The sequence below is a fragment of the Sulfitobacter maritimus genome (genome assembly GCF_013346665.1).
GTDB lineage: Bacteria > Pseudomonadota > Alphaproteobacteria > Rhodobacterales > Rhodobacteraceae > Sulfitobacter > Sulfitobacter maritimus.
The window spans coordinates 740,302-765,495 of record NZ_JABVBB010000021.1 but is presented as its reverse complement, the minus strand read 5'-3'; the positions used below and the strand labels follow the sequence as shown (position 1 = coordinate 765,495).

Sequence of the window (25,194 nt, the reverse complement as noted above, 5' to 3'; positions counted from 1 at the left end):
TTCGCCCACGGTTATTCCATCGCTTCTAACTCGTCAATCATACCAGAAATCATGCTCAGACCCTTGTCCCAGAAGGCGGGGTCAGAAGCATCCAACCCAAAGGGCGCGAGGAGTTCTTTGTGGTGCTTTGATCCGCCGGCTTTGAGCATCTCGAAATACTTGTCTTCGAAGCCTTCTTCACCCTCGGCATAGACCGCGTAGAGCGCGTTCACCAGACCGTCGCCAAAGGCATAGGCATAGACGTAGAAGGGCGAGTGGACGAAGTGCGGGATATAGGCCCAGAAGGTCTCGTAGCCCTCCATATACTCGAACGCCGGTCCAAGGCTTTCAGCCTGCACGGACATCCACAGTGCGTTGATGTCATCAGGCGTCAACTCGCCGCCACGGCGTGCTTCGTGCAATTTGCACTCGAAGTCGTAAAAGGCGATCTGGCGGACGACCGTGTTGATCATGTCCTCAACCTTGCCCGCCAGCAGCACCTTGCGCTCGGCTTGGGTCTGGGCCTTGTCGAGCATCTTGCGGAAGGTAAGCATCTCGCCAAAGACGGATGCGGTTTCGGCCAGTGTCAGCGGGGTGGAGGAGAGCATTTCACCCTGATCGGCGGCCAGCACTTGGTGTACACCATGGCCCAACTCATGCGCCAACGTCATCACGTCACGCGGTTTGCCAAGGTAGTTCAGCATCACGTAGGGGTGGACGTTGGTCACAGTCGGATGCGCAAAGGCGCCCGGTGCCTTGCCCGGTTTCACACCCGCGTCGATCCAGCCCTTGGTGAAAAACGGTTTCGCCAACTCACCCATGCGCGGATCAAAGGCGGTATAGGCTTCCATCACGGTCTCTTCGGCCTGCGCCCAGTCGACAACCTTGGGGTCTTCCATCGGCAGCGGCGCGTTGCGGTCCCAGACCTGCATGACGTCGAGGCCGAGCCACTTGCGCTTGAGTTCATAGTAGCGGTGGCTTAGCTTCGGGTAGGCCTCGACCACAGCGTTGCGCAGCGCTTCGACGACCTCGGGCTCGACATGGTTGCTCAGGTGGCGCCCGGTCTGCGGCGTCTCCATGCCGCGCCAGCGGTCGATGACCTCTTTCTCTTTCACCTGGGTGTTGTGGACGCGGGCAAAGGTGCGGATGTTTGCGCCAAGCACGTTCGCCAATTCCCGCGCGCCTGCTTCGCGCTTGGCACGATCGGGGTCGGTCAGCAGGTTCAGCGTGCCTTCGATGTTGAGCGTCTCACCGTCGACCTCGAACTCCAGCCCCGCGATGGTTTCGTCAAACATCCGCTCCCACGCGTCACCCACGACGCCGAGATCGTGGAGGAATTTCTCCATCTCGTCAGACAGTTGATAAGGTTTCATCGCACGGATGCGGTCAAACACCGGCTTGTAACGAGCGAGATCGGCGTCTTGGTCGAGCAGATTGGCCAGATGGTCGTCCGGCAGTTTGTTCAGCTCCAGCGTGAAGAAGACCAGCCGCGTGGTATAGTCGGTGATCTTTTCCTGCATGTCGGACATGAACTTGGCCCGGCCTGCGTCCGTCGTGAGTTGGTAATAGCGCAGCCCCGCGTAGGACATGATGCGCCCGGCGACCTGATTGATCTTCTCATTGCGCAGCACACAGTCGAGCAGACCTTTGGCGTCCAGGTCAGCCAGCTTGCCTTCGTAGTCTGCCGCAAAGCTCTCACAAGCCTCTTCCAGCCAGTCCAGATCGCGTTTCAGTTCCGCCGCGTCTTCGCTGGTGTAGAGGTCGCTCAAGTCCCATTCCGGCAGATCGCCGAGGTCTTTGCCCCCGGCAGTGGCATTGGCGTCGCGAAGCGGGAAGGGAAGCTGAAACATCGGTGTACCTCTTTTGCGTTTCGTCACATCTATGCCTCCCGGCGCGCAGGGACAAGCTACCCGTAGATGCGCAGCATTTCTTTCAGGTCATCCAGCGTGTTTGCTTCCTGCAACGGCTTGTCCTTGCGCCAGCGCAGCATACGCGGAAAGCGCAGGGCGACGCCGGATTTATGGCGCGGGCTGGGCTGGATGCCTTCAAAAGCGATTTCAAAGACATGGTGCGGGGTCACCTGCCGCACCGGGCCAAAACGTTGCAGCGTGTTCTTGCGCACCCATGCGGTGATCTGGCGGAATTCGGCATCCGTGAGGCCGGAGTAGGCTTTGGTGAAGGGTACCAGATCGTTGCCGTTCCAGACTGCGAAGGTGAAATCCGTAAAGAGGTTCGCCCGGCGGCCTGAGCCGGATTGCGCATAGATCATCACCGCGTCGATGGTCAGCGGGTCAAGCTTCCATTTCCACCAATCGCCCTTCTTGCGGCCCGACAGGTACGGGCTGTCGGCGCGTTTCAGCATCAGCCCTTCGGCCTGTGCGTCGCGGGCGGTGTCACGCAGCGTGGCGAGCTCGGTCCAATCGGTGAACTTGTGCTGTGGCGACAGGCGGATTGGAGCGTCAGCGGGCAGATCGGCGCTGGCCTTTTCCAGCAGGGCGCGGCGCTCGGCAAAGGGGCGGTGGCGGATGTCTTCGCCCCGCCATTCGAGCATGTCATAGGCGTGCAGGATCACGGGCGCTTCGGCGAGCAGCTTTTTCGGCACGGTCTTGCGGCCAATCCGGGCCTGTAGCGCATTGAATGAGGAGGGGAACTCCGCCCCCGGTTGCCAGACCAGCAATTCCCCGTCGAGCACCGTGCCGGGGGGCATATGGTCAGCGGCGCGGGCGAGTTCGGGGAAACGGTCGGTCATGAGTTCTTCGCCCCGTGACCACACGAAATAGTCGCCATCGCGCAGGATCAACTGGCCGCGGATGCCGTCCCATTTCCACTCTGCCCGCCAATCGGTTGGATCGCCCAAGGCTTCCGGCGTATCCTCCAGCGCATAGGCGAGGTAGAACGGATAGGGGCGCGAGGCGTCGGCGCTCGCGTCTTCGGCCTCGATGAGGCTGTGCCACGTCACGTCGTCCGGATGCCAATTGCCCATCAGGCGATGCGCCATCTCCGGCTCGGGGCGACCAGTGGCGCGAGACAGGGCGCGGGTCATCAGCTTTTGGCTGATGCCAATGCGAAAGCCGCCGGTGATGAGCTTGTTGAACAAAAACCGCTCGGTCCCGCCAAGCTGTTGCCATGCAGAGAGGACGAAGGCCTTGCGGGCGGCGTCGTCTTCCTCTTTCAACCCGCGCAGGGCGTTGATCCATGAGGTGAGCGTGCCGGTGTCGTCGCTGTCGACAGGCGGCAAGACAAGCGCGATGGTCTCGGCCAGATCACCGACAATGGCGTAGCTGTCCTCGAAAAGCCACAGCGGCACGCCGGAGGCTTCGGAGGCCCATTCGCGCAGTTTGGTCGTGGTCACGGCGCGCTTCGGGCGGCGACCTGAAAAGAGCGCGACGGTCCAGAGACGGTCGGTCTCTTCAGCCGTAGTGAAATACTCGGCCAAGGCGGCGACTTTGATTGTGGTCTTGGTGGTCTGGTCGACGGCGTTAAAGAGGGCGGCAAAATCCTTCATTCGCTGTCACCTCCGTCGCTGTCGAACTGGGTCGGGACGACCTGCGCGTTCCAGCCTTGCTCGTTAAGGTATCGCGTGAAGATATCCGTATAACCATGCGTAACGTATATGTTTTCCGCACCTGTCTCGCGGATCGCCCAGAGCAGCCCGTCCCAGTCGGCATGGTCGGAGATAACAAACCCCCGGTCCCCCGCACGCCGCCTGCGCACGCCGCGCAAAGCCATCCAGCCGGAGGCAAAAGCGCTCTCCTGCTTGCCAAAGCGCCGCGCCCATTGGCTGCCAAGCGCCGAGGGCGGGGCGAGCACCAGAGCGCCGGGGTGGTCTTTGGGGTTCAGTTCAGGCGTGACCAACATGGTGTCGGGCAGGGTGATGCCTTGGCCGCGCAGCACGGCATTGGTGTTCTCCACTGCCGTATGAGTCAGGATCGGGCCGACGTGGGGGTCGAGCATCGACAGCAGGCGTTGCGCCTTGCCCAGTGAATAGGCGCCTAGGAAAGCAGTCTTGCCCTCGGCTGCACAGCGCGCCCACCACGCGTTAAGATCAGCCGCCACATCGGCCTGCGGCGCCCAGCGAAAGACTGGCAGACCAAAGGTACTCTCAGTAATAAAATGGTGGCATTTGACCGGCTCGAAAGGCTCGGACATGCCGTCGTCGATGACCTTATAGTCCCCCGATGCGACCCAGACCTCGCCTGCGACCTCAACCCTGATCTGCGCGCTGCCCGGCACATGGCCTGCGGGGTGGAAAGACACCGTGGCCCCGCCGATCTGCCGACGCTCACCATAGGCGATGCCTTCAGCGTCGATCTCGCCCAGACGGTGGCGCATGACGGGCAGGGCGGCATCTGTGGCGAGGTAGCTGCCCATGCCGTCGCGGGCATGGTCGGCGTGGCCATGGGTGATCAGCGCCCGCGCGACAGGGCGCCACGGGTCAATGTAGAAATCTCCAGCAGCGCAGTAGATGCCGTTTTCGGTAAAGGTCAGGACGGGTTCGCGTGTCATTCTGAGCAATCTAGGCGGCGCGCGGCGATTGCACAGGAAAATGACGCTCTATGCGGCGACGCAGCCCAGATAGAGCTTTTCCAAACCGTCGAAAATGGGATTGCGTAGCTCAGGCACCTCTAAGAGCACCTCATGCTCGCCCCCTTCGACAATCTCCAGCCGCCCGCCTTTCCATTCATTCATGCGTCGATGGACACGGTCAGTCGCGACGATCCGTTCATTGCTGCCAAGGAAGGTGACGCAGGGCATATTGGGCGCAGACCGCCCCGCGAGATGTTTGGTCTCGGCCAGCGCCTCGCGCAGCCAGACAAAGCTGGGACCGCCGAGGCTTAATTCAGGGTGGGCGGCCAGTTGGTCGCGCATCATGTCGTACATCTGCTGGTCGGTCGTAAGCAGATTGTCCTCAAATGGCGCGATGAGCGGGTAGGGGTCAATTCTGGTGCCCGGCGGCAGACGGTGGCCTTGACCGATCTGCGGCATAAGCTGCGCCATCGACCATGCCACAGCCCGCAGTTGCGGTGCGACATAGATGCCCCACATCGGGCCGGTAAAGGCAGCGGCCTGCACCGGCAACCCCTCCATCACGGCACGCAGCCCGATGCAGCCGCCCATGGAATGGGCCAGCAGAAAATAGGGGCGTGGCAGGTTCAGGCTGCGCGCGGCCCGCAGCATGGTGGCCACGTCTTTTTGATAGTCGCCAAAGGCATCCACATGGCCAATGCGCTTGTCAGGCAGCAGCCGGTCCGCCAATCCCTGACCGCGCCAGTCAATCGCCAAGGTGGCCAGCCCGCGCCGCGCCAACTCAGTAGCGCAAAGCCCGTATTTTTCGATATATTCCGTGCGCCCGGGGAACAGCAGCACCGTGCCGCGGGCATTCTCAAGCGGCCAATGACCCAGCCTGATCCGCTTGCCATCCGACGTTTCGGCCCAATAGGCTTTGCCGCCCTCTGGTCCGGGTGCGATATCGGTGAAAAGCGGGGCCGGGTCGAGCTGCATCAGCCGAGGACGGCGGCGAGTTTCATCGCCATGCCCATGTCACCGTCGATCTTGAGCTTGCCGGTCATGAAAGCGGATGTGGGGTTGGTGTCGCCCTCAAGGATCGACTGGAAGGTCTCTGCATCGGCGCTCAACGTCACGTCGGCTTCGTCATCACCTGCACGTGCGCCGTTCTCATCCATCATCACGGTGCCTTCGTCTTCAATGTCGAATTTGGCCGTGCCGTCAAAATCGCTACCGGCCAGCTTTTCGTTCAGCACCACAACCGCTTCGTTCACAATATCGCTCATCGCTCGCCCTTTTTTGGCATTTGGCCCCGACACATCTGGAATTGCAGCGGCAGCCTGTTACATTCACTGTTGTTATGCGCAACCTCACCGTCAACCTCAAACATATCGTTACGGCAGTTGGCGGCTTTATGTGGCTTGCAGGTCTGGCCACGGCTGAACCTGCGCCCCCAGAGCTGTTGGACAAGCTGCGCACGGCCCCGGCGGCAGAGGCCGGGCGCATCACCCATGAGATTGAGGCGCATTGGTCGCGCTCAGGGTCGCCGGCGATGGATTTGCTGCTGAACCGCGGGCGCGATGCTTTGGCGGCAGGAGAAATTCAGTTGGCGATTGAGCATCTTACTGCGCTCACCGATCACGCGCCGCAATTTGCCGAAGGGTTCCACACCCGTGCACAGGCCTATTTTCGCGCCGACCTCTATGGCCCCGCGCTGGATGATCTGGAGCGCACGCTGGCGCTGAACCCCGATAATTACAACGCAATCTTCGGTCTTGCGGTCATGGTGCAGGAATTTGGTGATCTGGGCCGCGCGGCGATACTTTACCGCAAAGTGCTGGCATTGAACCCCCATCACGAAGACGCCCGATCTGCTCTTGACGCATTGCGGCGGGATGGCATCGGGCGCGAGCTTTAATTCAAGGATAGACAGGTGGCAGGCAACAAGCGCGTCGTGGCCGTTCTCGGCCCGACAAACACAGGCAAGACGACCTATGCAATCGAACGGATGCTGGCCCATCGCACAGGTGTGATCGGCCTGCCGCTGCGGCTTTTGGCGCGTGAGGTTTATGACCGTATCGTGAAAGCGCGTGGCCCCTCGGTCGTGGCGCTGGTGACGGGCGAGGAGCGGATTGTGCCACCGCGCACGCAGTATTGGGTCTGCACCGTTGAGGCGATGCCACAGGAGATCGGCGCGGATTTCGTCGCCATCGACGAGATCCAGCTTTGCGCCGACCCAGAGCGGGGGCATGTCTTTACCGACCGTTTGCTGCGGTCGCGCGGGCTGCACGAGACGCTCTTTATGGGGGCCGACACGATGCGCGGGACCATCGCGGCATTGGTGCCGGGGGTCGATTTCATGCGACGCGACCGGATGAGTGAATTGATCTACTCCGGTCAGAAAAAGATCAGCCGGATGAAGCCGCGCAGCGCCATCGTCGGGTTTTCGGTCGAGAACGTTTATGCGATTGCCGAGTTGATCCGCCGCCAAAAGGGCGGGGCGGCCGTGGTGATGGGTGCGCTTTCACCGCGCACGCGCAATGCGCAGGTGGCGATGTATCAAAACGGCGAGGTTGATTACCTCGTGGCGACCGATGCGATTGGCATGGGGTTGAACCTCGATGTCGATCACGTCGCCTTTTCTGCGCTGACCAAGTTTGACGGGCGGCGGATGCGCCCGCTTGCACCCAACGAATTGGCCCAGATCGCGGGCCGGGCCGGGCGCGGGTTCAAGTCCGGCACCTTTGGCACCACTGGCGATGCGCCAGCACTGGACGACCATGTGGCCCGCGCAATCATGGATCACAGCTTTACCCCGCAGAACAAAATCAACTGGCGCAACCACGCTTTGCAGTTCGGCACTATCGACAGGCTGATCCAGACGTTGGAGATGCCGCCAGAGGATGAACGTCTGGTCCGCGCCCGCGAATCCGACGATCTGCGGGCGTTGAAGTCACTGGCGCAGGTTGATGAGGTTTTCGCCCGCGCCACGGATGGTGCCTCGGTGCGCTTGCTCTGGGATGTTTGTCGTATTCCCGACTTTCGCGGCATCAGCCATGCCGAACATGCAGGCCTGTTAGAGACCATTTTCAACGACTTGCACCAGCGCGGATATATCCCCGATGACTGGCTGGCGCGACAAATCAGACGAATTGATCGAACCGATGGGGACATTGATGCGTTGTCCAAACGACTCGCGTTTATCCGCACATGGACTTACGTTGCTCAGCGCAAGGGCTGGACAAAGGACGAAAGCCATTGGCGCGACACGACGCGTGTCGTAGAAGACCGCTTGTCGGACGCTCTGCACGAGCGTTTGACGCAAAGATTTGTAGATCGGCGCACATCCGTATTGTTGCGCCGGCTTGGACAGAAGGAAGCCATGGTGGCCGATGTAAACGAGACCGGTGAAGTCACCGTTGAAGGTGAATTTGTAGGCAAGCTGGACGGGTTCCGCTTTCGGGTGGACAAGGGCGCAGGTGCGGCAGAAGACAAAACGGTGAAGACCGCCGCATTGCAGGCACTGGCGCCGCAGTTTCATCTGCGCGCTGATCGGTTCTACAACGCACCCGATACCGAGATTGATTTTACCGAGCAGGGCGGCCTCATGTGGGGCAGTGCTGCGGTGGGCAAGCTGACCGCTGGTTCCGATCCGCTGAAGCCACAGGTCGAGGTCTTCGTTGACGATATCGCCGGTCCGGAAGTGGCTGAAAAGGTCAAGCGCCGCCTGCAACATTTTATCGACCGCAAGGTTGCGGCCCTGTTCGAGCCGCTCATGGGGCTTGCCAAAGACGAGACCCTGACAGGCCTTGCACGCGGCTTTGCATTCCAACTGGTCGAGAATTTCGGCATCCTGCCCCGTGCGCAGGTGGCCGATGATGTGAAATCGCTCGATCAAGACGCCCGTGGTGCGCTGCGCAAACATGGCATCCGTTTTGGCCAGTTCACCATCTTCATGCCGCTGATGCTCAAGCCCGCGCCGACACGTCTGCGCCTCGTGCTCTGGTCGCTGAGCAAAGGTCTGAACGAATTCCCTGAATCCCCGCCTCCCGGTCTGGTCACAATCCCGGTTGAAGCTGGCGCGCCCGAAGGGGCCGACACGATGTCGGGCTACCGCAACGCGGGCAAACGGGCGATCCGTATCGATATGCTGGAGCGTTTGGCGGACATGTTGAGGGCTGAAGACTCTCGCGGCGGGTTCGAAGCCAAACCGGACATGCTGTCGATCACCGGCATGACGCTTGAGCAGTTCGCCGACCTGATGGAAGGTCTCGGCTACAAGGCCGAGAAGAACGAGCGCACCAAGGTCAAGTCCGTCGATACCGTGATGCCGAAAGACGGCAGCCATGATGCGATGGACCCGGCCGCCGACAATGAGGTGCCTGAGAAGATAGCCCCCGACGCAGTGACCGATGATGCGGCTGATAAGCCGATCATGGATGTTGCCGCAGAAGAGCCCGCGGGTGGTATTGTCGAAACCCCGTCGCCCGACACCGATCCAGCAGATCGCCCGGCGGATGTGGAGCAGATGCTTGACGATGGCATCGCGCCGATGGCCGATGTCCCGGCGGAGGATGCCGAAGTCGAAGCTGCGATCCCCGAAGTTCCGGCTGAGGAAATCCCTCAAGGCACGGCGCCGGATGCGGATATTGCCGGACCTGAAATGGAAGTCTTCTACACCTTCACATGGGCACGCAATCCGCGCGGCAATGCTGCCAACCGTCGCGGCGGGGACCGTCCGCAAGGGCAGGGTAAACCGCGTGGCAAACCGGCCAAAGGCAAAGGACGCAAACCCGGCGCGGATAAGGGCGGCAAGGCCCAGAATTTCTCTGCCCGGCCCCCGCGTAAAGAGAAGCGGATCGACCCCGACAACCCATTTGCCGCTGCGCTGATGGGGCTGAAGGACGACAAGTAAATGACGGCGGACGAGAAACTACGGCTGGACAAATGGCTGTGGTTTGCCCGCTTTTACAAAACACGCTCGCTCGCCGCCGCGCAGGTGGCGGGCGGCGCGGTGCGGATCAACGGCACCCCAACGCAAAAGCGCGCGAGCACAGTTGGCCCCGGCGATGTGCTGACCTTTGCTCAAGGCGATCATGTCCGTGTCATCCAGATTGACGCCATCGGCCAAAGGCGCGGCCCCGCGCCCGAGGCGCAGGCGCTCTATACCGATTTATCCCCGCCAGAAGCCAAGCCCAAGAACATCGCCCCGGAAAACCCCGGTTATGAAGGAAAGGGACGCCCCACCAAACGCGACCGCAGGCAGCTTGATCTTTCTAAGGCACGCCACCTTGAATGATCTCGCCCTGCGGTTTAGCTAGTCCTCCGAACACCCCAGCCAGAGTTTCCCGCATGACCTATATCGTGAATGACGCCTGCATCGCCTGCAAATACACCGACTGTGTCGAGGTATGCCCGGTAGACTGCTTCTATGAGGGCGAGAACATGCTGGTCATTCACCCTGACGAATGTATCGATTGTGGCGTCTGTGAACCGGAATGCCCGGCCGATGCGATCCGCCCCGATACTGAGCCGGACATGGAAAAATGGGTGGAGTTTAACCGCAAATATTCCGAGCTTTGGCCCGTCATCATCACCAAAAAAGACCCGCTGCCCGAAGCAGAGGAGATGGACGGCAAAGAGGGCAAGATGGAGCTCTTCTCGGAAAAACCGGGCGAGGGCGGCTGATTCGCGCCGCTTTGAACTGTGAAGGGATGAGGTTTAGGCCATAAATCCCTGTATATCATGGTGTTTGACCCCTTCCGCGCGGGGGGCGCTTCCGAACGCTTCGTTTTTGTGGTATGCTGTCCCAAACTGTAACAGACGAGCCGGAAATGTATCGACCACGCTGTAGAGGTTGACTTCAAATTTCTAACGTAGACGCATTCGATTGCAGACCAGACAGGCTGCTCTCGCTTGCGTTTTTCGCGTGCTGTTCAGGTTTATGAGTTAACGGCGGGGCTGCCCCGCACGCCAAGGAGCGACCTAAATGACCAAATCGAAAAAGCTTGATTTCCGCCCGAATGAATTCGTCGTCTATCCCGCGCATGGCGTCGGGCAGATCATGTCGATCGAGGAGCAGGAAGTCGCTGGGATCTCGTTGGAACTCTTCGTAATTTCCTTTGAGAAAGACAAGATGACCCTGCGCGTGCCAACGCATAAGGCGACTGAGATTGGCATGCGTGCGCTCTCTACGCCGGATGTGATCAATCACGCGATGAAGACGCTGAAGGGCAAGGCCAAGGTCAAACGCGCCATGTGGTCGCGTCGTGCGCAGGAGTATGAGCAAAAGATCAACTCTGGCGATCTGATTGCCATTGCCGAGGTAGTGCGCGACCTGCACCGCACCGATGACCAGCGCGAGCAGAGCTATTCGGAGCGTCAGCTCTATGAAGCGGCTCTTGAGCGGCTGACCCGCGAAGTGGCGGCGGTGTCCGGTGGGGATGAACTCGCTGCAGCCAAGCAGGTCGGCGATGTGCTGGAAAGCCGTGTCGCTGCCTAAACGGCTGCGTTGAGCGTGTATTATCGAATGAGCCGTGCCCTCTCTGGGTGCGGCTTTTTCGTGTTTATGCGGTGGGATTTAGTAGCCGGACCATGCATGAACAGCCCCTGAGACAAACCGCTCAACCCTGCCAGCCAAAGGCCATCATTTGACAGCCGATCAGCAGCGCAATCTCCGTCACCTGCTGAGTCGCGCCTAGTACATCGCCGGTCTGACCGCCGATTTTGCGTTTTGCCAAATGCCGCATCACGAGTGCTGCCAAAAAGGCCAGAAGCACCAACCGCCATGCCGAGACATCCGGCGCGAGCACGGTGAGCACCACCGCTATCAGTACCGCTGCGCCGCTGGCCCATGCGCTGGGGCGCCCGGTGCGGCCTGACAGCCCATCGCGACGCACGACCGGCAGGCTGTCCATCACCCATACCATCGCCGCCCGTGACCCGGCAGCGGCGATTATCAGCGCCCAAAGCAAGGCATCATCGGTGATCAATTCGACCAACAGATACCAGCGCAGCAGCAGCGACAGCACCAGCGCGATCACCCCATAGGTGCCAATCACGCTGTCCTTCATGATCTTGAGCCGTTTGTCCGGGGTCCATCCGCCCCAAAAGCCGTCGGCGCAATCAGCCAGCCCATCTTCGTGCATCGCGCCGCTGAGCATTACCAGCGCAAGCAGCACGAAAGCCGCCGACAGCCCCGCAGTGGCCCCCATGCGGCTAAGCGCTTCGCCCACGGCTGCTGCGATCACGGCCAGCAAAACCCCCACCAGCGGATAGGCCCAAGCCCCTCGCGCGGTGGGACGGTTGGCCTCGGTCGGGAAATGAAAATGCGGCAGGGGCAAGCGGGTTAATAACGCCAGCGCCACCGGGAGATCCCGCAGTTGAAATGTCTGTTTCCAAGGTGCCGGATTGGGTTTGGTCATGTTTCGCCCTTTCGGCACTTTCAGCGCCTGCAAGCTACGGCTACTAACGGATAAATATCAATCCTTATCGGATGCCATATGACACAGCCCTTCACGACCCTTTCCGAATTCCGCGCTCTTTTACAGCAGATGCCTCAGATGGATGCGGAGGCACTGGATGCGGCGCGGCAGCGTGACAGCCAGTTAACCAAACCGCCTGGCGCACTTGGCCGGTTGGAGACACTCGCCTGCTGGTATCGCGGCTGGCGCGGGGGGGAGGTGGCCGAGATCACCGCGCCGCAGATCATCGTTTTTGCGGGCAACCACGGCGTTGCCGCGCGAGGGGTATCGGCCTTTCCAGCCGCCGTAACGGCGCAGATGGTGGCAAATTTTGAAAGCGGCGGCGCGGCGATCAATCAGATCGCGCGGGTGAATGGGGCGATGCTCGACGTGGTACCGCTGTCGCTCGACACGCCCACCGAAGATTTCACCCAGACCGCTGCGATGGACGAACCCGCTTTCCTTGCCGCCCTGCAGGCGGGCTGGGACGCGGTCAGCCCCTCGGCGGATCTTCTGGTCGTCGGTGAGATGGGGATCGCGAACACGACCGCGGCTGCCGCTGTGGCCTGTGCGCTTTTGGGCGGTGATGCCGATGAATGGACCGGACGCGGCACTGGGGTGGACGACGCGGGGCTGGCGTTGAAAACCCAAGTGGTAACCGAAGGCGTGGCACGACACCAAAGGGCGGGCGATGGGCTTGAGACCCTGCGCCGCCTTGGCGGGCGCGAGTTGGCGGCGATGGCCGGGGCGATTGCGCGGGCGCGGATGCTGCGCATTCCCGTGATCCTAGACGGGTTCATCTGCTGCGCGGCGGCGCTTTGTCTGGAACGCAGCGTGACTGGGGCTTTGGACCACACCATCGCCGGACATCAGAGCGCTGAGAACGGCCACAGTCGGCTTCTCAACGCCCTTGGCAAAGAGCCATTGTTGCACTTGGGGTTGCGGCTGGGGGAAGCCTCGGGCGCGGGGCTTGCCATTGCGGTGTTGAAAACGGCTTTGGCCTGTCACATTGGGGTGGCGACTTTTGCCGAGGCGGGTGTTAGCGACGCTTGATGCAGGAACGGCGCGCCCGGTTAAGCGCGCTCCTTGTCCTTTTCCGCGCCAAGGTTGATGAAAGCGGTCTCAAGCTCTTTCTGCAACTCTTTCGCCCGCGCGACATAGGCCGCGTTTTGCGAGGGTGGTACATCGGGCTGCCAGAGCGCTGCCAACTCGCGGACTGACGCGCGGTCATGGGCGTAAAACAGCTTCTGCGCCTCATTGGCCTCGAAATCTGACATGCCCATGTTCTCCAACACATACCTGCCGGCCCGCAGGGAACTGTCGAAAAGCTCGCGGGTGATGTCGTTGGCGCCTGCTTGATAGTGGCGGTACACCTCAGTCCGGTCGCGGGCGCGGCTAACGATATGCAGGTTGGGGTTTTCCTTGCGGGCATAGGCGATCAGCGCCACCGCCGCAGAGGGATTGTCGAGGGCAACGACCAAAACGCGGGCGTCTTGTAACCCCGCTTTGCGCAGAATGTCGGGCCGGGTCGGGTCGCCTAGAAACCCCTTGAAGCCGAAGCGCCGCATCACGGCGATGGTCTCGGGGTTGTGGTCCAACACCACGGTCTCAAACCCGCTGGCCTGCACCATACGGTTCACCATTTGCCCAAACCGTCCGACGCCCGCGATAATTACCGGGCCGCTTTGATCGATCTCATCCGGGGTGATCGGCCCTGCGTCATCCAGCCGTTTGCTGATGCCGTCATAAAGGATGAAGAGCAGCGGCGTGATAAGCATGGTCAGGGCGATAACCACCAAAAGCGTCTCCGCAATCCGGTCGGGCATCACCCCGGTGGCAATGGAGAAGCTGACCAAGACAAAGCCAAACTCCCCCGCCTGTGCCAGTGCGAGTGTGAACAGCCAACCGTCGCGGCCCTTAAGGCGGAACATCCGGCCCAGCACCAGCAGGATCAACGCTTTGACGATGATGACCAACAGCGCCATGCCGACAAGGATCAGCGGTTTTTCAAACAACAGTTCGAAATTGACCCCCGCGCCCACGGTGATGAAGAACAACCCCAAGAGCAGCCCTTTGAACGGCTCAAGGTCGGTCTCCAACTCATGGCGGAATTCGCTGCTGGCAAGGACAACCCCGGCGAGGAAGGCGCCTAAAGCCGGGGACAGGCCCACCAGCGTCATCAGCGATGAAATCCCCACCACGATCAGCAAGGCCAAGGCCGTGTACATCTCGCGCAGTTTGGCGAGGTGGATATAGCGAAAGACCGGGCGGGTCAGGTAAACGCCCACGAGGATGATCGCCGCGATGGCCCCAAAGGTGACAAGGGTGACCCCCCAGCCGGGCAAGTTCTGAACGAATGTCAGCGCGGCGTGCGCGGCCTCGTTCACATTGCCACCGTCGCCGCCGACATGCGCGCTCTCGACCTTGTCGGGATCGAGCGAGATGGAGCCATCGGGCAACATACCGGGCGGGATGGAGGCGGCGAGCAGGGGCAGAAAGGCGAGGATCGGGATCACCGCGATGTCTTGGGTGAGCAGGACAGAAAACACCGAGCGCCCGCCTTGGGTCCGCATCAGGTTCTTTTCGGTCAGCGTTTGCAGCACAATCGCCGTTGAGGAAAGCGCCAGCGTCAGACCAATCGCCAGCGCCACGCGCCACGGCTGGTCATAGGCCATCGCGATCCCCATCAGTGCGGCGGTTGACAGAACAAGCTGTGCGCCGCCCAATCCCAGCAGACGGTGGCGCATGTCCCAAAGTGCGCGGGGTTCAAGCTCCAAACCGATGAGGAACAGCATCATCACAACGCCGAACTCAGCGAAATGCTGCACGTCCTTGGTCTCAGACCCGACCAGCCCCAGCACCGGCCCGATCAGAATACCCGCCGCGAGATAGCCCAGAACCGACCCCAGCCCCAGACGTGCGGCGATGGGGACCGCGATCACAGCAGCGGCAAGATAGACCGAGGCTTGGAACAAAAAGCCTTCCATTGGCGTCCTTTCGGATGGGTCAGATGGGCAGCGGCCCGTCTTGTTTGAGTTGATCCATGACGATCTGGCTATGAACCCGAGACACAGCCTGATGCGGCAAAAGAACATCGTGAATAAGCCGGTTCAGGCTTGGCAGATCGTCACAATAGACCCTCAAAAGATAGTCCGCATCCCCTGTCATGGTCCACACGCTCACAATCTCGGGACGGGTGGCCATGAGCCGCGCAAAGCTGGCCGAATGCTCCGGCCCATGGGTGCCAAGATGCACCTGCACAAAACCCTGCACATTCAGCCCCATGCGCACTGGATCAAGCCGCGCATGGTAGCCACGGATAAAACCTTCAGCCTCTAACCGCTGCCGGCGCCGTCCGGCTTGGCTGGGGGACAGGTTTAACTGCTCTCCCAATTCCTGCGCCGTCAGATGGGCGTTTTTTTGCAAGGCTGTGAGCAGCCGCCGGTCCGTTTCATCTAGTGTCATGCATGTTTCCCGCATCGTTTGCGGCTACTATGCGCGATGTTTGCGAAAATCACCAGAACGGCGCAGCGAAAAGCGGAGTACCCGCAGTCCGTCGCTTGTATTCTAGGACAAATCAATTGACAGGAGATCTCCATGGGTCCGTTCCCGCATGATGCCCCGAAATCGACCATCACGCCAGAGAACCCGGCTGGCACCGATGGGTTTGAATTTGTAGAATTCGCCAGCCCTGACCCACAGGCGCTGCGCGACGTCTTTACCAAGATGGGCTACGCGCATGTCGCCAATCACAAGACAAAAAAGATCGAGCTTTGGCAGCAGGGCGACATCACCTACGTGTTAAACCACGATCCTGAAAGTTTTGCCGCGCGCTTTGTCGAAGACCACGGCCCCTGTGCGCCCTCAATGGGTTGGCGCGTGGTCGATGCGCAAAAGGCGCTGGAGCACGCGGTGGCCAAGGGGGCAGAGGAATACAAAGGCGATGGGAAGGTGCTCGACGTGCCTGCGATCATGGGGATCGGCGGTTCGTTGATCTATTTCGTTGATCAGTATTACGACACTTCGCCCTACAACTGGGAATACGATTGGATCGCCCAGTCGAAGCCCGAAGGTGTTGGCTTTTACTACCTCGATCACCTCACGCATAACGTCCACAAGGGCAATATGGACGTCTGGTTCAAGTTCTACGGTGATCTGTTCAACTTCCGCGAAATCCGCTTCTTTGACATTGCGGGCAAATACACCGGGCTGACCAGCCGCGCGCTGACCTCCCCCTGTGGTCGTATCCGTATTCCGATCAATGAAGACCGGGGCGAGACCGGCCAGATTGTGGCCTATCTCAAGAAGTACAACGGCGAGGGCATCCAGCATATCGCCGTGGGCGCGCGCAACATCTATGACGCGACCGACGCCATTGCCGACAATGGGCTGAAGTTCATGCCGGGGCCGCCCGCGACCTATTACAAGCTCAGCAAAGACCGGGTGAAGGGCCACGAAGAACCGCTCGACCGGATGCAGAAACACGGCATCCTGATCGACGGCGAGGGAGTCGTTGATGGGGGGGAGACTCGCATCTTGTTGCAAATCTTCTCAAAAACCGTGATCGGGCCGATCTTTTTTGAGTTCATTGAGCGCAAAGGCGATGACGGTTTTGGGGAGGGTAACTTCAAAGCGTTGTTTGAATCGATCGAACAGGAGCAGATCGACAACGGAGAGTTGGAAGCCTCCTGAGCGACACGTCAGGCCTGACGGGTTAAAGGAGCGCTTCGGCGCTCCTTTTCATTTGGGGAAACCCTTCGCCTAGTTCGGCATCCGCAAGACGACATTCCGTCCGCGTTTGACATAGCGCAATTCGCTGTCGCCAATCGCCGCCACCCGGCCTCCGTCCACCCGGTCGCCGACTTCGACTTTCTGGTAGCGCCCATTGCTTAGACGCACCAAAGCGCGACGGTTCGACGGTTTGCCGTAGACCCCAATAAGGTTCATCTTGCGCAGGTTAATCGCGTTTTTGGAGGTCGCCTGTTTCGCAACAGAGGTCTTGGACGGAATCTTCGGCGCGACTGTGCGGGGGGCAACGCTGGCCACCTGTGCGGGTGCGGCAGCGGTTTCCGCCCGTTTTACAATCCGCGAGAAGTTGCGCGGACGTGTGTCAGGGCGGCGGGAGAGTTTCGTGGCCTGTTTGGTGGCGTTCTCAATCGCAGGCGGTGTGGCGAGGGCAGCTGCGACCGCGTTATTTGTGTCGGTGGGTGCAACAGTTGGGTCAGAGCTTGGCGCCAGAGCTGCGACCTCTTCTGTCGCGTCTTCCTTCGCTGCTGCTTCTTCCGCCGCCGCCTCTTGAGCGGATTGCGGCCGCAATTGCGGGCGCAGTCCGGCCAATTCAGCGCGGGTTAGCCCGCCCAACTGCGCGCGCTCATTTGTCTCGGCAAGGTCTTCGGGCCGGGCATGGGGGCGGCGCTCTATCAAGCCGCTGTCGACTGCGGAGGCTTCAGGCACAACTTCGCGCTTTGCCAGCGTCTGCGGCGGCACCACATCGGGCTTCCCAAGATAGACAAGGTGGCCGTCCGGACTGAGCGCACCCTTAGCGGTGGGGGTCACCAAACCGCGGGCATCAAGATCAAATGTCGTTCCGGCAGCGGCAGGGGTGGCCACAGCACCGGGGGCGGTATCCGTGGCGAACCGGTCGACCGCAGGCAGCGCTACGGCGTCAGTGGTGCTGCTGATCGGGTCGATGCTGGTGAGATAGAGGTCATCAATGTCGATCTCGGCCGCAGGGGCAGGCGGCACCTGCGGCGCGCGCGGCCAGATGCCGGTTGTCGCATAGCGCGCGTCGATCTCGGCCTCTGTCATGTCGGAACTGGGGCGCAGCTGCGGCGTGCGCAGCGCGTCGAGCACCGCGCCGTCTTCGTCGGTCAACCCTGCGTCGAGCGCGGCAGTTTCAATGGCGTTAAGCCCTTCAGGCTCCGGCGGCAAAAGATCACGCGCTTCATCCAGCGGGGTGACGGGTTCGGCCACATCCGGGGCGGGGCTGTCAATCGGCGCTTGGTCCATCGCCTCCGCAGTGCTGCGCGGGCTACGATCGCCAAAGAGGCGCGACAGGGCGCTGCCATTGTCCAGAAAGATCGACGCCCATGCCGCGACAGCAGCCAGAAACAGCAACAGCGCTGCGGTCAAGATCAGCCCAAGGAAGCGGGGTTTGCCCCCTACAGAGGTGCGCTGCCGCGCGCCAAAAATGGTCATCCGCTCTGCTTCGCTGGCAGGCGTGGGCGCGGCCATTGCGGCTGGGGTCAGGCGGCGCTCCTTGCGGGGCTTTTTGTCCTTGGCTTTGCGGCGGCTCAGGAATGTCCCACCCGTCGACCGGTTTGGCGCGGTCAGCGAACTGCTGTCGGGCTGGGGGGTGGCGGTCTCTGTGGTGCCCTCTGTGGCATCCAGCGGCATATGCGCAGGGGATGCTGCCGCTGCGGTTGCGGCGGCAAGCGGCGTTGATGCGGTGCCAGAGGCTGCGCCTGCGGCGGGGGTCGGACTGGCTTTGCTGTCGCCTGCGGGCGCTGTGTCTCGACGGGCGCCGCCCAAACTGGGTGCTTTGGCCGATGCTTTTGCGTTGGACGGTTGCGGCTCCGGTGCGCGGCGGCTGGCGAAACCGGCGCTCGTGGCACCGTTTGCCGGCGGGGCGGAGAAGTCGATCTTGCGCGACGGGGGCTTTGCGCCTTCAGTTGCCGCTGCTGCTGCCAATGGCGCGGCCGAGGCCGCAACGCTGCCTGGCTTTTGCTGATCGCGCGGCGGGGCTTCTGGCTTTGGTAAATCCTCGATCCGGGGCGCGGTGCTTTGCACAGGCGCCGGGTCAGCCTCGGCGGGCGGTTCGACCGGGGCGCTGAATTCGGGCAAAGGCTCGTCGCGTGGTGGCGGCGGGTCTGCGGGGGTCTCCGCGAGAACGGGGGAGGGTTCAGCCTGCGCCGTCTCTTCAACATTGGCTGGGCCAGTGGCATCGGGCAGGGGCGTCTGCGTTTCTTCCGTCGCGGGTTCCGGCGTTTCGGCAATCGGGCCTTTCGGCGCCGGTGTAGTCGGAAGGGCTACAACAGGGGCGGTTTCCGGCTCCAGAGTTTCACCGGGGGCGAGCAGCGACTGCGCGGCGGTGGTCAGGCCGAAATCCGGCACCCCGCGATAGCTGTGATCGCTGGGGGCCGCGACAAATCCTACGGGGTAGAAGCGATGCTCCACCGCAAAAGCCTCGGCCTCGTCCAAAGTCTCGCGGGCCACGGCGGCGACATGGCTGCGCGCACCGTCCGGGCTGACGTGAAAGACCAGTTCATCCACCGCATAAGGGGTCGCTCCCTCCAGCGCTTTAGCAGCGGCAGCGCGGCGTGCGGCGGGGTCCATATCCGGCGTGTCGAGGGTCAGATACCGAATTTGCGAATCCGGGATCAGCAGTAGGCTACGCAGCCCGCCCGGCTCCAACGAAGTGGCGGTCTTGCGCAGGACGGCCAGTTCAGCGGCCAGATCGGCGCTGTCCAGCATCACTTCGCCCACCAAGCGCCAACCGTCTGCCACACGGTGCAGCAGGCGAATACCGTCGAAGGACAGAGAAAGGGTAAAATTCGGCTTCATCGCAAACGACTTTAGCATGGGGTCGGGCGCACTTACAGGCGCGCCGCGCGTCGCGATTAAGATAGAGCAGGAGTTCGCCCAAGGGAAGGGCAGCAGGCTGGGGACGGCTTGCCAGCCACTGTTGGCGATGAGCAAATGGGCCGCAGAAACAGGCGAAAGGAACAACGATGCGACTGATAAATTGGGTGGCGCTGGCGTGGATGGCTGGGGCCGGGGCGCTGTCGGCGCAGCAGGCGCCGGAGCAGGGCATACTCGTGACCGGGCTGGGCAGCGTCGCTGCCGCGCCCGATATGGCAACGATCACGCTTGGCGTGACAGAAGAAGCCCCCACGGCCAAGGCGGCGATGGATAAGGTAACCCAAGCGGTTGCGGCCATTCTGGCGCAGCTGGACGCCGAAGGGGTTGCGGCAAAGGACCGTCAGACCAGCCGTTTTTACCTGCGCCCGGTGCATGACCGTCGGCCCATGGAAAACGGCGAGCCGCCGAAAATCACCGGCTATCAGGCCGGGAATTCGGTAACGGTGAAAGTGCGCGATCTCAGCAAGCTCGGCGCGATGATGGACGCGGTGCTTGAGAAGGGCGCGAATGATTTCAACGGGATAGACTTCAGCCTTCAAGACCCGAAAGACGCCATGACCGAGGCGCGCCGCGCCGCTGTGACCGACGCCACGGAACGCGCACGCCAAATGGCCGAGGCCGCAGGGGTCGAACTGGGTGAACTGTTGCGGATGACCGAGAACACAAATCCGCAGCCCCGCATGTTTGAGGCAGCCCGTATGGGCGCTGCCATGGACAGTGCGATTGCCGAGGGCGAGGTCGAGGTGCAGGCGCAGGTGTCGATGACCTTTGCCATCGCGGCGCAGCAATAAGAAAAAGCCCCCGCCAGACAGTCTGGCGGGGGCAATCGTTTAGGCCGTGGCTTTGGTCAGCGCCTGATCCAGATCGGCGATCAGATCGTCGGCATCTTCGGTCCCGATAGAAAGACGCAACACGCTTGGACCTGCGCCCGCCGCCTCTTGCTGCTCTTCCGTCAACTGACGGTGCGTGGTCGAGGCCGAGTGGATCACCAGCGAGCGCGTATCGCCCAAGTTGGCGACATGGCTAAAGATTTCCAACTCATTTACCAGCTTCACGCAGGCGTCATAGCCGCCCTTGACCGCGAAGGTGAACAAGCCGCCCGCGCCCTTCGGGCAGACCTTTTGCATACGCTCGTAATAGGGCGACGACTTCAGCCCCGCATAGGTCACGTAATCAACGCGGTCATCTTGTTCGAGCCACTCGGCCACTTTAACCGCGTTCTGCACATGGCGCTCCATCCGCAGGGACAGGGTTTCGATCCCCATCAGCGTGTAATGCGCTGCTTGCGGGTTCATCGTCATGCCCAGATCGCGCAGGCCAATGGCGATGCTGTGGAAGGTAAAGGCCATCGGGCCAAAGGTCTCATGGAAGGTCATGCCGTGATAGGCTTCCTCAGGCTGGCTGAGCGAGGGGAATTTGTCATTCGCGGACCAATCGAACTTGCCCGAATCCACCACGCAGCCGCCCATGACGGTGCCGTTGCCGGTCAGGTATTTGGTGGTGGAATGTACCACCAGCGTCGCGCCGTGTTCGATCGGGCGGCAGAGGTAGGGCGTGGCGCTGGTGTTGTCGATAATCAGCGGAATCCCCGCCGCATCGGCCACATCGGCAATCGCACGCACGTCCATGATATAGCCGCCGGGGTTGGCAATCGCCTCGCCAAAGACCGCGCGAGTGTCATCGTCAATCGCATCGGCCACCGCCTGCGGATCGTCGAAGTCGACGAATTTGCAGGACCAGCCGAAGCGTTTGATCGTGTGGCTGAACTGGGTCACCGTGCCGCCGTAAAGGCGTGTCGAGGCGACAATATTCTTGCCCGGCCCCATCAGCGGGAACAGCGCCATGATCTGCGCCGCGTGGCCCGACGAACAGCAAACCGCACCAACACCGCCTTCCAGCGTGGCAATCCGCTCTTGCAGCACCGCATTGGTGGGGTTGGTCAGGCGCGAATAGATATAGCCGACCTCTTGCAGGTTGAAGAGCGCCGCGGCGTGATCGGCGTCGCGAAAGGCATAGGCCGTGGTCTGGTAGATCGGCGTCTGCCGCGCGCCGGTGGCCGGGTCCGGCGCCGCGCCGGCGTGGATTTGCTGGGTGTCAAAACGAAGATTAGGGGTGTCTGCCATGGCTCTGTCCTCTCAGAAAAATGGGGTCTCGGGCACCCTAGGGCCAAGTCTGCGGACAAACAACTGGCGGTTAGCGCATCCAGAAGCCGTTTGATTTGATCCGGTTGCGGATCGCCTGTTCACGGCGCGGCAGGTTGTCTTGGTCAAACAGCGCGCGCACCTTGGCCCCACGCTTTTGGTAGATCATGCGTTTGATCGCATCGCGTTCCTTGAGCAGCTTCTTGATCTTATGGGTTGCCGCGACGGTTTCGAGCACCTTGATCACGCGCGTGCTTTCGCGGGCATAGAGCAGCGGCAGGAAGCGGTAATGGCAGGAGATGGCGCCATCGAGCAGACCGGGCGGCAGTGTATCGCGGCCGCCGCCGAGCTTGTGGATCACCAGCGGCAGCACGATCTGGTCCAGCCAAGGATCAAAGCTCTGCGCGCAAAGCTCGACCGGAGGATCATCGCGCACCGCCAGCGCATAGCGCAGGAACAATGCACCAAATTCATGAGGGCAGCGGTAGTAGAAGAAACCGGCGTTAAAATAGAGATAACGCCGCCAGTATTCGCCAGGTTGGCTGAGATCGAGGCTGCTGTCGAAATCGAGGTCGAACTTGTCGTAGAGTGATTTCCACAATCCGGTATAGCCCGGCCCGTAAAGCTGCGGCTGCGGCCACGTCCCCTCCCTGCGCAGCGAGGCGGAAGGGCGGTTAAAATCGAAAGGGACCGCGGTCAGATCGCCGGTGATCAGCGTGTCCGTGTCAAAGAAAACAAAGGGTTCCCCCTTGGGCAGGGCGCTGAGCATTTCGATCTTGTTGCCATAGGGGTAAGCGCTGCCAAAATGCTTGCTTTCAAAAGGAATAAACTCTGCCCCAAGGTCCGAAAGGGCCATGCGCAGCGCGTCATTGCTGATGCGCGGGTCTTTGTCCCAAAGGGGCCCCGGCTGCGGCTCAGCGATGAACAGACGCCCTTTGAAACCGGGTGCAGAGTGGCGCAGCGAGGCGGCAAAAAGCAACGCCTCATAGGCCAGCCGCCCTTGCTGGGCCACGATGACGACGTTGAAAATTTGCGAAATACGCGAATTGCGTGTCATACTTAGGCGCGGCCTCGTGTTTTGAGCGAGTATAGGCGGAAGTCTGATCTGGCAAAAGGCGGCATTTGGGGGCCGGAGGGTTTGGGATGTTTGATTTCATTTTCGCAGTCATCGCTATCGGTATTGGCGGGCAAAACGCGCCCACAGATGGGATCGCAGCGCCACTGGTGCCGCAGCGCCCGCAGACGGCGCAGGCTCCCGCAACCTCCGGCAAGCCGGACCGCCCGGACGCCCCCGCAGCGCCTTCAAAGCCCGCTTTGCCTGCGGCGTTTGATATGTCCGTGGTGCCGCCGGGACTTGCCGCCGAAGACCAGACCCCCAGCGGCAGGTTCACGACGGCGGCGGAGGTCAAACCGATCCTTGACGTCACCCGTGGCAGTTGGGTCGCGGTGCGCGACTACAACGGTCAGGATTATGTCTATGTCACTCATTTGTGGAGCTGGCGTTGCGGGCTTGCCGCCATGGCGATTTCTGTGAACGATCAGGCGATGCAGAATTGGCCAATGCCGCCCTGTCACGTGGACGTCTGCGCCGAATGCGATTCTGGAGAGTGACCCGCTGCCCTATATGACCTTCGCGCCCGGTTCGCTTCAATCGGTGCAGGTGCAACTGGTTTATGACGACCTCAGTCTGGACAGCGCGCGTTTCCCACGCGGCGCGGTGCTGATCCCCTGACATTTGGGGTCTGGGTAATTGCTAAGTTGAGCGAGGGGTAAGGGCGACTCGGGATCGAACAGGCGTGCGTCTCCGCGAGGGAGCCGCAGGCGGCCCCTGCAACATGCTGCATAGCGTAGGATCGATCCGGGGGATCGATCGGCCGGCCTCGAACACGAGGGTTGCGGAATATCGTTGTCTTTAGATGGGGTAAAGTGGTGGGCGACCCTGGAATCGAACCAGGCGTGCGTCTCCGCGAGGGAGTTACAGTCCCCTGCCACACCTTGCGGCCTGTCGCCCACTTTGCCCTGTGCATTGCACCTGACGTGGGGGCGTGATTACAAGCGACCCAACGGACCGTCAAGGCGAATTCCTGAGAAATCTTGGGGAAATCGCGCGAAAGGATAAAGAGATGAAGAAACCTAAATGGGTCGTGCAGAAAGAGCAGGACAAGAAGGCCGAAGCGGCGCAGACTGTCTGGCTTTTTGGCCTGCACGCGGTGCGCGATGCGCTGCAGAATCCGCAACGCGAGAAATTGCGTTTGATGGTGACGCCGAATGCCCAAGCGAAGCTGGAAGATGCCATTGCGGCAGCGGGAATCACGCCCGAGGTTGTCGACCCGCGCAAGTTCCGCCCACCGCTTGATCCCAATTCGGTCCATCAAGGCGCGGCTCTGGAAGTTAAGCCGCTCAACTGGGGGCGGCTGGAGGATGTGGCAATTGGTGATTCCGCGCCGCGGCTGCTGTTACTGGATCGGGTGACGGATCCGCATAACGTCGGCGCGATTCTCCGCTCGGCTGAAGTCTTGGGCGCTTCGGCGGTGATTGGCACGAAGCACCATTCTGCGCCTGAGACGGGCGCCCTAGCCAAGACCGCCAGCGGTGCGCTGGAGCGGCAGCCTTACCTGCGGGTGCGCAACCTCGCTGATACGATCAAAGCGTTGCAGGACATGGGCTATCTGGTGCTGGGACTGGATGGGGAGGCCACACAGACCATCGAGGCCGCTGTAGAAGGCCGTCGAGACCGTCCTGTCGCCTTGGTCCTCGGCGCCGAGGGGCCGGGACTGCGGGAGAAGACACGCGAGACAGTCGATGCGCTGGTGCGGATCGACGCGGCCGGGGGGTTTGGATCGCTCAACGTTTCCAATGCGGCAGCCATTGCGCTCTATGCCAGTCGGGTTGGCGGCTGAAAATCGGCAGAAATTGGCTCAAAGGCGAAAGGGGGGCGGGCCGGTGCGCGCTGGCCCCTTTGAAAACGGCAAAGGCTTCTTAAGTTATAAGATGACCGCAGGCCCGGAACGCCTGCTGGCCACATACTGTCCCTCGTTCCGTACCTATACGCCCCGTGGATTCCATGGGGCGTTTTTTTGTGCTGGGGGCAAGGGCTAGATACACAAAAGCCGCCCCTTGGGGCGGCATTGCGTTCCTGCGGGGTGGCAGGATCAACCTGGAGCGGGCGAGGCGATTCGAACGCCCGACCCTAACCTTGGCAAGGTTATGCTCTACCCCTGAGCTACGCCCGCATCCGGTTGCTGAGGGGGGAATACCCATTCGCGCAGGCGGCTGCAAGAGGGAAAATGAAGGTCGGGAACAAAGCGCGGGAATTAATTCTAGGAAGATCGATGGCACTGAAAACACAAAGGGCCGCATCCGAAGATGCGACCCTGTGAAGTCCAAATGGAGCGGGCGAGGCGATTCGAACGCCCGACCCTAACCTTGGCAAGGTTATGCTCTACCCCTGAGCTACGCCCGCT

General features: G+C 61.4%; 21 protein-coding genes and 3 tRNA genes. 10 read left to right on the top strand and 14 right to left on the bottom strand.

The genetic code is table 11. The annotated features are described in order from the left end of the window. Positions 1-11: 11 nt before the first annotated feature. From HTT03_RS05680 to HTT03_RS05660, 5 genes are read right to left on the bottom strand one after another with little or no spacing between them, the layout of a single operon-like run. Positions 12-1,829 (bottom strand): M3 family oligoendopeptidase, encoded by a 1,818-nt coding sequence (locus tag HTT03_RS05680; protein WP_174858870.1) that lies wholly within the window; start codon positions 1,827-1,829, stop codon positions 12-14. A 56-nt stretch (positions 1,830-1,885) separates the two neighbouring features. After that, the gene (locus tag HTT03_RS05675; RefSeq protein ID WP_174858869.1) at positions 1,886-3,484 is read right to left on the bottom strand and encodes an ATP-dependent DNA ligase; all 1,599 of its coding nucleotides are present in this window, start codon (positions 3,482-3,484) and stop codon (positions 1,886-1,888) included. Then, on the bottom strand, positions 3,481-4,485 hold the full coding sequence (locus HTT03_RS05670; protein ID WP_174858868.1) for a ligase-associated DNA damage response exonuclease: 1,005 nt from the start codon (positions 4,483-4,485) through the stop codon (positions 3,481-3,483). Before HTT03_RS05670 ends, HTT03_RS05675 begins: the two co-directional genes overlap by 4 nt. A 48-nt stretch (positions 4,486-4,533) precedes the next feature. Continuing rightward, positions 4,534-5,481, bottom strand: a complete 948-nt coding sequence (locus tag HTT03_RS05665; RefSeq protein WP_174858867.1) for an alpha/beta fold hydrolase — start codon at positions 5,479-5,481, stop codon at positions 4,534-4,536. Next, a complete protein-coding gene (locus HTT03_RS05660; protein WP_174858866.1) occupies positions 5,481-5,771 on the bottom strand; it encodes an SCP2 sterol-binding domain-containing protein in 291 nt (96 codons plus the stop codon). Before HTT03_RS05660 ends, HTT03_RS05665 begins: the two co-directional genes overlap by 1 nt. A gap of 74 nt (positions 5,772-5,845) precedes the next feature. Here HTT03_RS05660 and HTT03_RS05655 point away from each other — a divergent pair, with 74 nt between their 5' ends. The 5 genes from HTT03_RS05655 to HTT03_RS05635 all read left to right on the top strand — a co-directional run bounded on the left by HTT03_RS05655 (position 5,846) and on the right by HTT03_RS05635 (position 10,987). Beyond that, entirely contained in the window at positions 5,846-6,403 is a 558-nt protein-coding gene (locus HTT03_RS05655) for a tetratricopeptide repeat protein (protein WP_174858865.1), read from the top strand. A 15-nt stretch (positions 6,404-6,418) separates the two neighbouring features. Further along, positions 6,419-9,400 (top strand): helicase-related protein, encoded by a 2,982-nt coding sequence (locus HTT03_RS05650; protein ID WP_343035704.1) that lies wholly within the window; start codon positions 6,419-6,421, stop codon positions 9,398-9,400. After that, positions 9,401-9,784 (top strand): RNA-binding S4 domain-containing protein, encoded by a 384-nt coding sequence (locus HTT03_RS05645; protein WP_174858864.1) that lies wholly within the window; start codon positions 9,401-9,403, stop codon positions 9,782-9,784. Positions 9,785-9,837: 53 nt separating this feature from the next. Beyond that, positions 9,838-10,173, top strand: coding sequence for a ferredoxin FdxA (fdxA, locus tag HTT03_RS05640; RefSeq protein WP_067262482.1), 336 nt, complete (start codon positions 9,838-9,840; stop codon positions 10,171-10,173). 301 nt (positions 10,174-10,474) lie between these two features. After that, a complete protein-coding gene (locus HTT03_RS05635; protein WP_174858863.1) occupies positions 10,475-10,987 on the top strand; it encodes a CarD family transcriptional regulator in 513 nt (170 codons plus the stop codon). A gap of 121 nt (positions 10,988-11,108) precedes the next feature. Here HTT03_RS05635 and cobS read toward each other — a convergent pair whose 3' ends face one another. Then, positions 11,109-11,909, bottom strand: a complete 801-nt coding sequence (gene cobS / locus HTT03_RS05630) for an adenosylcobinamide-GDP ribazoletransferase (RefSeq protein WP_174858862.1) — start codon at positions 11,907-11,909, stop codon at positions 11,109-11,111. Positions 11,910-11,987: 78 nt separating this feature from the next. Here cobS and cobT point away from each other — a divergent pair, with 78 nt between their 5' ends. Further along, positions 11,988-13,001 (top strand): nicotinate-nucleotide--dimethylbenzimidazole phosphoribosyltransferase, encoded by a 1,014-nt coding sequence (cobT, locus tag HTT03_RS05625; RefSeq protein ID WP_174858861.1) that lies wholly within the window; start codon positions 11,988-11,990, stop codon positions 12,999-13,001. A gap of 20 nt (positions 13,002-13,021) precedes the next feature. On the opposite strand, the gene HTT03_RS05620 is transcribed toward cobT, so the two are convergent. Further along, positions 13,022-14,935 carry a cation:proton antiporter domain-containing protein gene (locus tag HTT03_RS05620; protein ID WP_174858860.1) on the bottom strand — a complete coding sequence of 638 codons (1,914 nt, stop codon included), beginning with the start codon at positions 14,933-14,935 and terminating at the stop codon, positions 13,022-13,024. A 19-nt stretch (positions 14,936-14,954) separates the two neighbouring features. After that, the gene (locus tag HTT03_RS05615; RefSeq protein WP_174858859.1) at positions 14,955-15,413 is read right to left on the bottom strand and encodes an Lrp/AsnC family transcriptional regulator; all 459 of its coding nucleotides are present in this window, start codon (positions 15,411-15,413) and stop codon (positions 14,955-14,957) included. 132 nt (positions 15,414-15,545) lie between these two features. Between HTT03_RS05615 and hppD the strand changes: the two genes are divergently transcribed. After that, on the top strand, positions 15,546-16,640 hold the full coding sequence (hppD, locus tag HTT03_RS05610; RefSeq protein ID WP_174858858.1) for a 4-hydroxyphenylpyruvate dioxygenase: 1,095 nt from the start codon (positions 15,546-15,548) through the stop codon (positions 16,638-16,640). Between the two features lie 69 nt (positions 16,641-16,709). Here the strand turns inward: hppD and HTT03_RS05605 are convergent, their stop codons facing one another. After that, complete coding sequence (locus HTT03_RS05605) at positions 16,710-19,511, bottom strand: hypothetical protein (RefSeq protein ID WP_174858857.1); 2,802 nt, start codon at positions 19,509-19,511, stop codon at positions 16,710-16,712. A 167-nt stretch (positions 19,512-19,678) separates the two neighbouring features. Between HTT03_RS05605 and HTT03_RS05600 the strand changes: the two genes are divergently transcribed. Further along, positions 19,679-20,380 carry an SIMPL domain-containing protein gene (locus HTT03_RS05600; protein WP_174858856.1) on the top strand — a complete coding sequence of 234 codons (702 nt, stop codon included), beginning with the start codon at positions 19,679-19,681 and terminating at the stop codon, positions 20,378-20,380. A gap of 39 nt (positions 20,381-20,419) precedes the next feature. Here the strand turns inward: HTT03_RS05600 and HTT03_RS05595 are convergent, their stop codons facing one another. After that, positions 20,420-21,712: an O-acetylhomoserine aminocarboxypropyltransferase/cysteine synthase family protein gene (locus HTT03_RS05595; RefSeq protein WP_174858855.1), complete on the bottom strand. Its 1,293-nt coding sequence runs from the start codon at positions 21,710-21,712 to the stop codon at positions 20,420-20,422. Between the two features lie 70 nt (positions 21,713-21,782). Beyond that, positions 21,783-22,787, bottom strand: coding sequence for a hypothetical protein (locus HTT03_RS05590; RefSeq protein WP_174858854.1), 1,005 nt, complete (start codon positions 22,785-22,787; stop codon positions 21,783-21,785). 86 nt (positions 22,788-22,873) lie between these two features. Between HTT03_RS05590 and HTT03_RS05585 the strand changes: the two genes are divergently transcribed. Beyond that, positions 22,874-23,341, top strand: coding sequence for a hypothetical protein (locus HTT03_RS05585; protein WP_246253353.1), 468 nt, complete (start codon positions 22,874-22,876; stop codon positions 23,339-23,341). A gap of 316 nt (positions 23,342-23,657) precedes the next feature. Here HTT03_RS05585 and HTT03_RS05580 read toward each other — a convergent pair. Then, positions 23,658-23,741 (bottom strand) — tRNA-Tyr (locus HTT03_RS05580). 112 nt (positions 23,742-23,853) lie between these two features. Between HTT03_RS05580 and rlmB the strand changes: the two genes are divergently transcribed. Further along, on the top strand, positions 23,854-24,630 hold the full coding sequence (rlmB, locus tag HTT03_RS05575) for a 23S rRNA (guanosine(2251)-2'-O)-methyltransferase RlmB (RefSeq protein WP_174858853.1): 777 nt from the start codon (positions 23,854-23,856) through the stop codon (positions 24,628-24,630). 258 nt (positions 24,631-24,888) lie between these two features. Here rlmB and HTT03_RS05570 read toward each other — a convergent pair. Both HTT03_RS05570 and HTT03_RS05565 read right to left on the bottom strand, forming a co-directional pair. After that, a tRNA-Gly gene (locus HTT03_RS05570) sits at positions 24,889-24,963 on the bottom strand. Between the two features lie 155 nt (positions 24,964-25,118). Next, positions 25,119-25,193: transfer RNA gene (locus tag HTT03_RS05565), tRNA-Gly, on the bottom strand. Position 25,194 lies beyond the last annotated feature (1 nt).

Excerpts from the sequence above, each read along its gene's own strand:
- HTT03_RS05680 (WP_174858870.1), bottom strand. The coding sequence starts at position 1,829 with ATGTTTCAGCTTCCCTTCCCGCTTCGCGACGCCAATGCCACTGCCGGG.
- HTT03_RS05675 (WP_174858869.1), bottom strand. The coding sequence starts at position 3,484 with ATGAAGGATTTTGCCGCCCTCTTTAACGCCGTCGACCAGACCACCAAG.
- HTT03_RS05670 (WP_174858868.1), bottom strand. The coding sequence starts at position 4,485 with ATGACACGCGAACCCGTCCTGACCTTTACCGAAAACGGCATCTACTGC.
- HTT03_RS05665 (WP_174858867.1), bottom strand. The coding sequence starts at position 5,481 with ATGCAGCTCGACCCGGCCCCGCTTTTCACCGATATCGCACCCGGACCA.
- HTT03_RS05660 (WP_174858866.1), bottom strand. The coding sequence starts at position 5,771 with ATGAGCGATATTGTGAACGAAGCGGTTGTGGTGCTGAACGAAAAGCTG.
- HTT03_RS05655 (WP_174858865.1), top strand. The coding sequence starts at position 5,846 with ATGCGCAACCTCACCGTCAACCTCAAACATATCGTTACGGCAGTTGGC.
- HTT03_RS05645 (WP_174858864.1), top strand. The coding sequence starts at position 9,401 with ATGACGGCGGACGAGAAACTACGGCTGGACAAATGGCTGTGGTTTGCC.
- fdxA (WP_067262482.1), top strand. The coding sequence starts at position 9,838 with ATGACCTATATCGTGAATGACGCCTGCATCGCCTGCAAATACACCGAC.
- HTT03_RS05635 (WP_174858863.1), top strand. The coding sequence starts at position 10,475 with ATGACCAAATCGAAAAAGCTTGATTTCCGCCCGAATGAATTCGTCGTC.
- cobS (WP_174858862.1), bottom strand. The coding sequence starts at position 11,909 with ATGACCAAACCCAATCCGGCACCTTGGAAACAGACATTTCAACTGCGG.
- cobT (WP_174858861.1), top strand. The coding sequence starts at position 11,988 with ATGACACAGCCCTTCACGACCCTTTCCGAATTCCGCGCTCTTTTACAG.
- HTT03_RS05620 (WP_174858860.1), bottom strand. The coding sequence starts at position 14,935 with ATGGAAGGCTTTTTGTTCCAAGCCTCGGTCTATCTTGCCGCTGCTGTG.
- HTT03_RS05615 (WP_174858859.1), bottom strand. The coding sequence starts at position 15,413 with ATGACACTAGATGAAACGGACCGGCGGCTGCTCACAGCCTTGCAAAAA.
- hppD (WP_174858858.1), top strand. The coding sequence starts at position 15,546 with ATGGGTCCGTTCCCGCATGATGCCCCGAAATCGACCATCACGCCAGAG.
- HTT03_RS05605 (WP_174858857.1), bottom strand. The coding sequence starts at position 19,511 with ATGAAGCCGAATTTTACCCTTTCTCTGTCCTTCGACGGTATTCGCCTG.
- HTT03_RS05600 (WP_174858856.1), top strand. The coding sequence starts at position 19,679 with ATGCGACTGATAAATTGGGTGGCGCTGGCGTGGATGGCTGGGGCCGGG.
- HTT03_RS05595 (WP_174858855.1), bottom strand. The coding sequence starts at position 21,712 with ATGGCAGACACCCCTAATCTTCGTTTTGACACCCAGCAAATCCACGCC.
- HTT03_RS05590 (WP_174858854.1), bottom strand. The coding sequence starts at position 22,787 with ATGACACGCAATTCGCGTATTTCGCAAATTTTCAACGTCGTCATCGTG.
- HTT03_RS05585 (WP_246253353.1), top strand. The coding sequence starts at position 22,874 with ATGTTTGATTTCATTTTCGCAGTCATCGCTATCGGTATTGGCGGGCAA.
- rlmB (WP_174858853.1), top strand. The coding sequence starts at position 23,854 with ATGAAGAAACCTAAATGGGTCGTGCAGAAAGAGCAGGACAAGAAGGCC.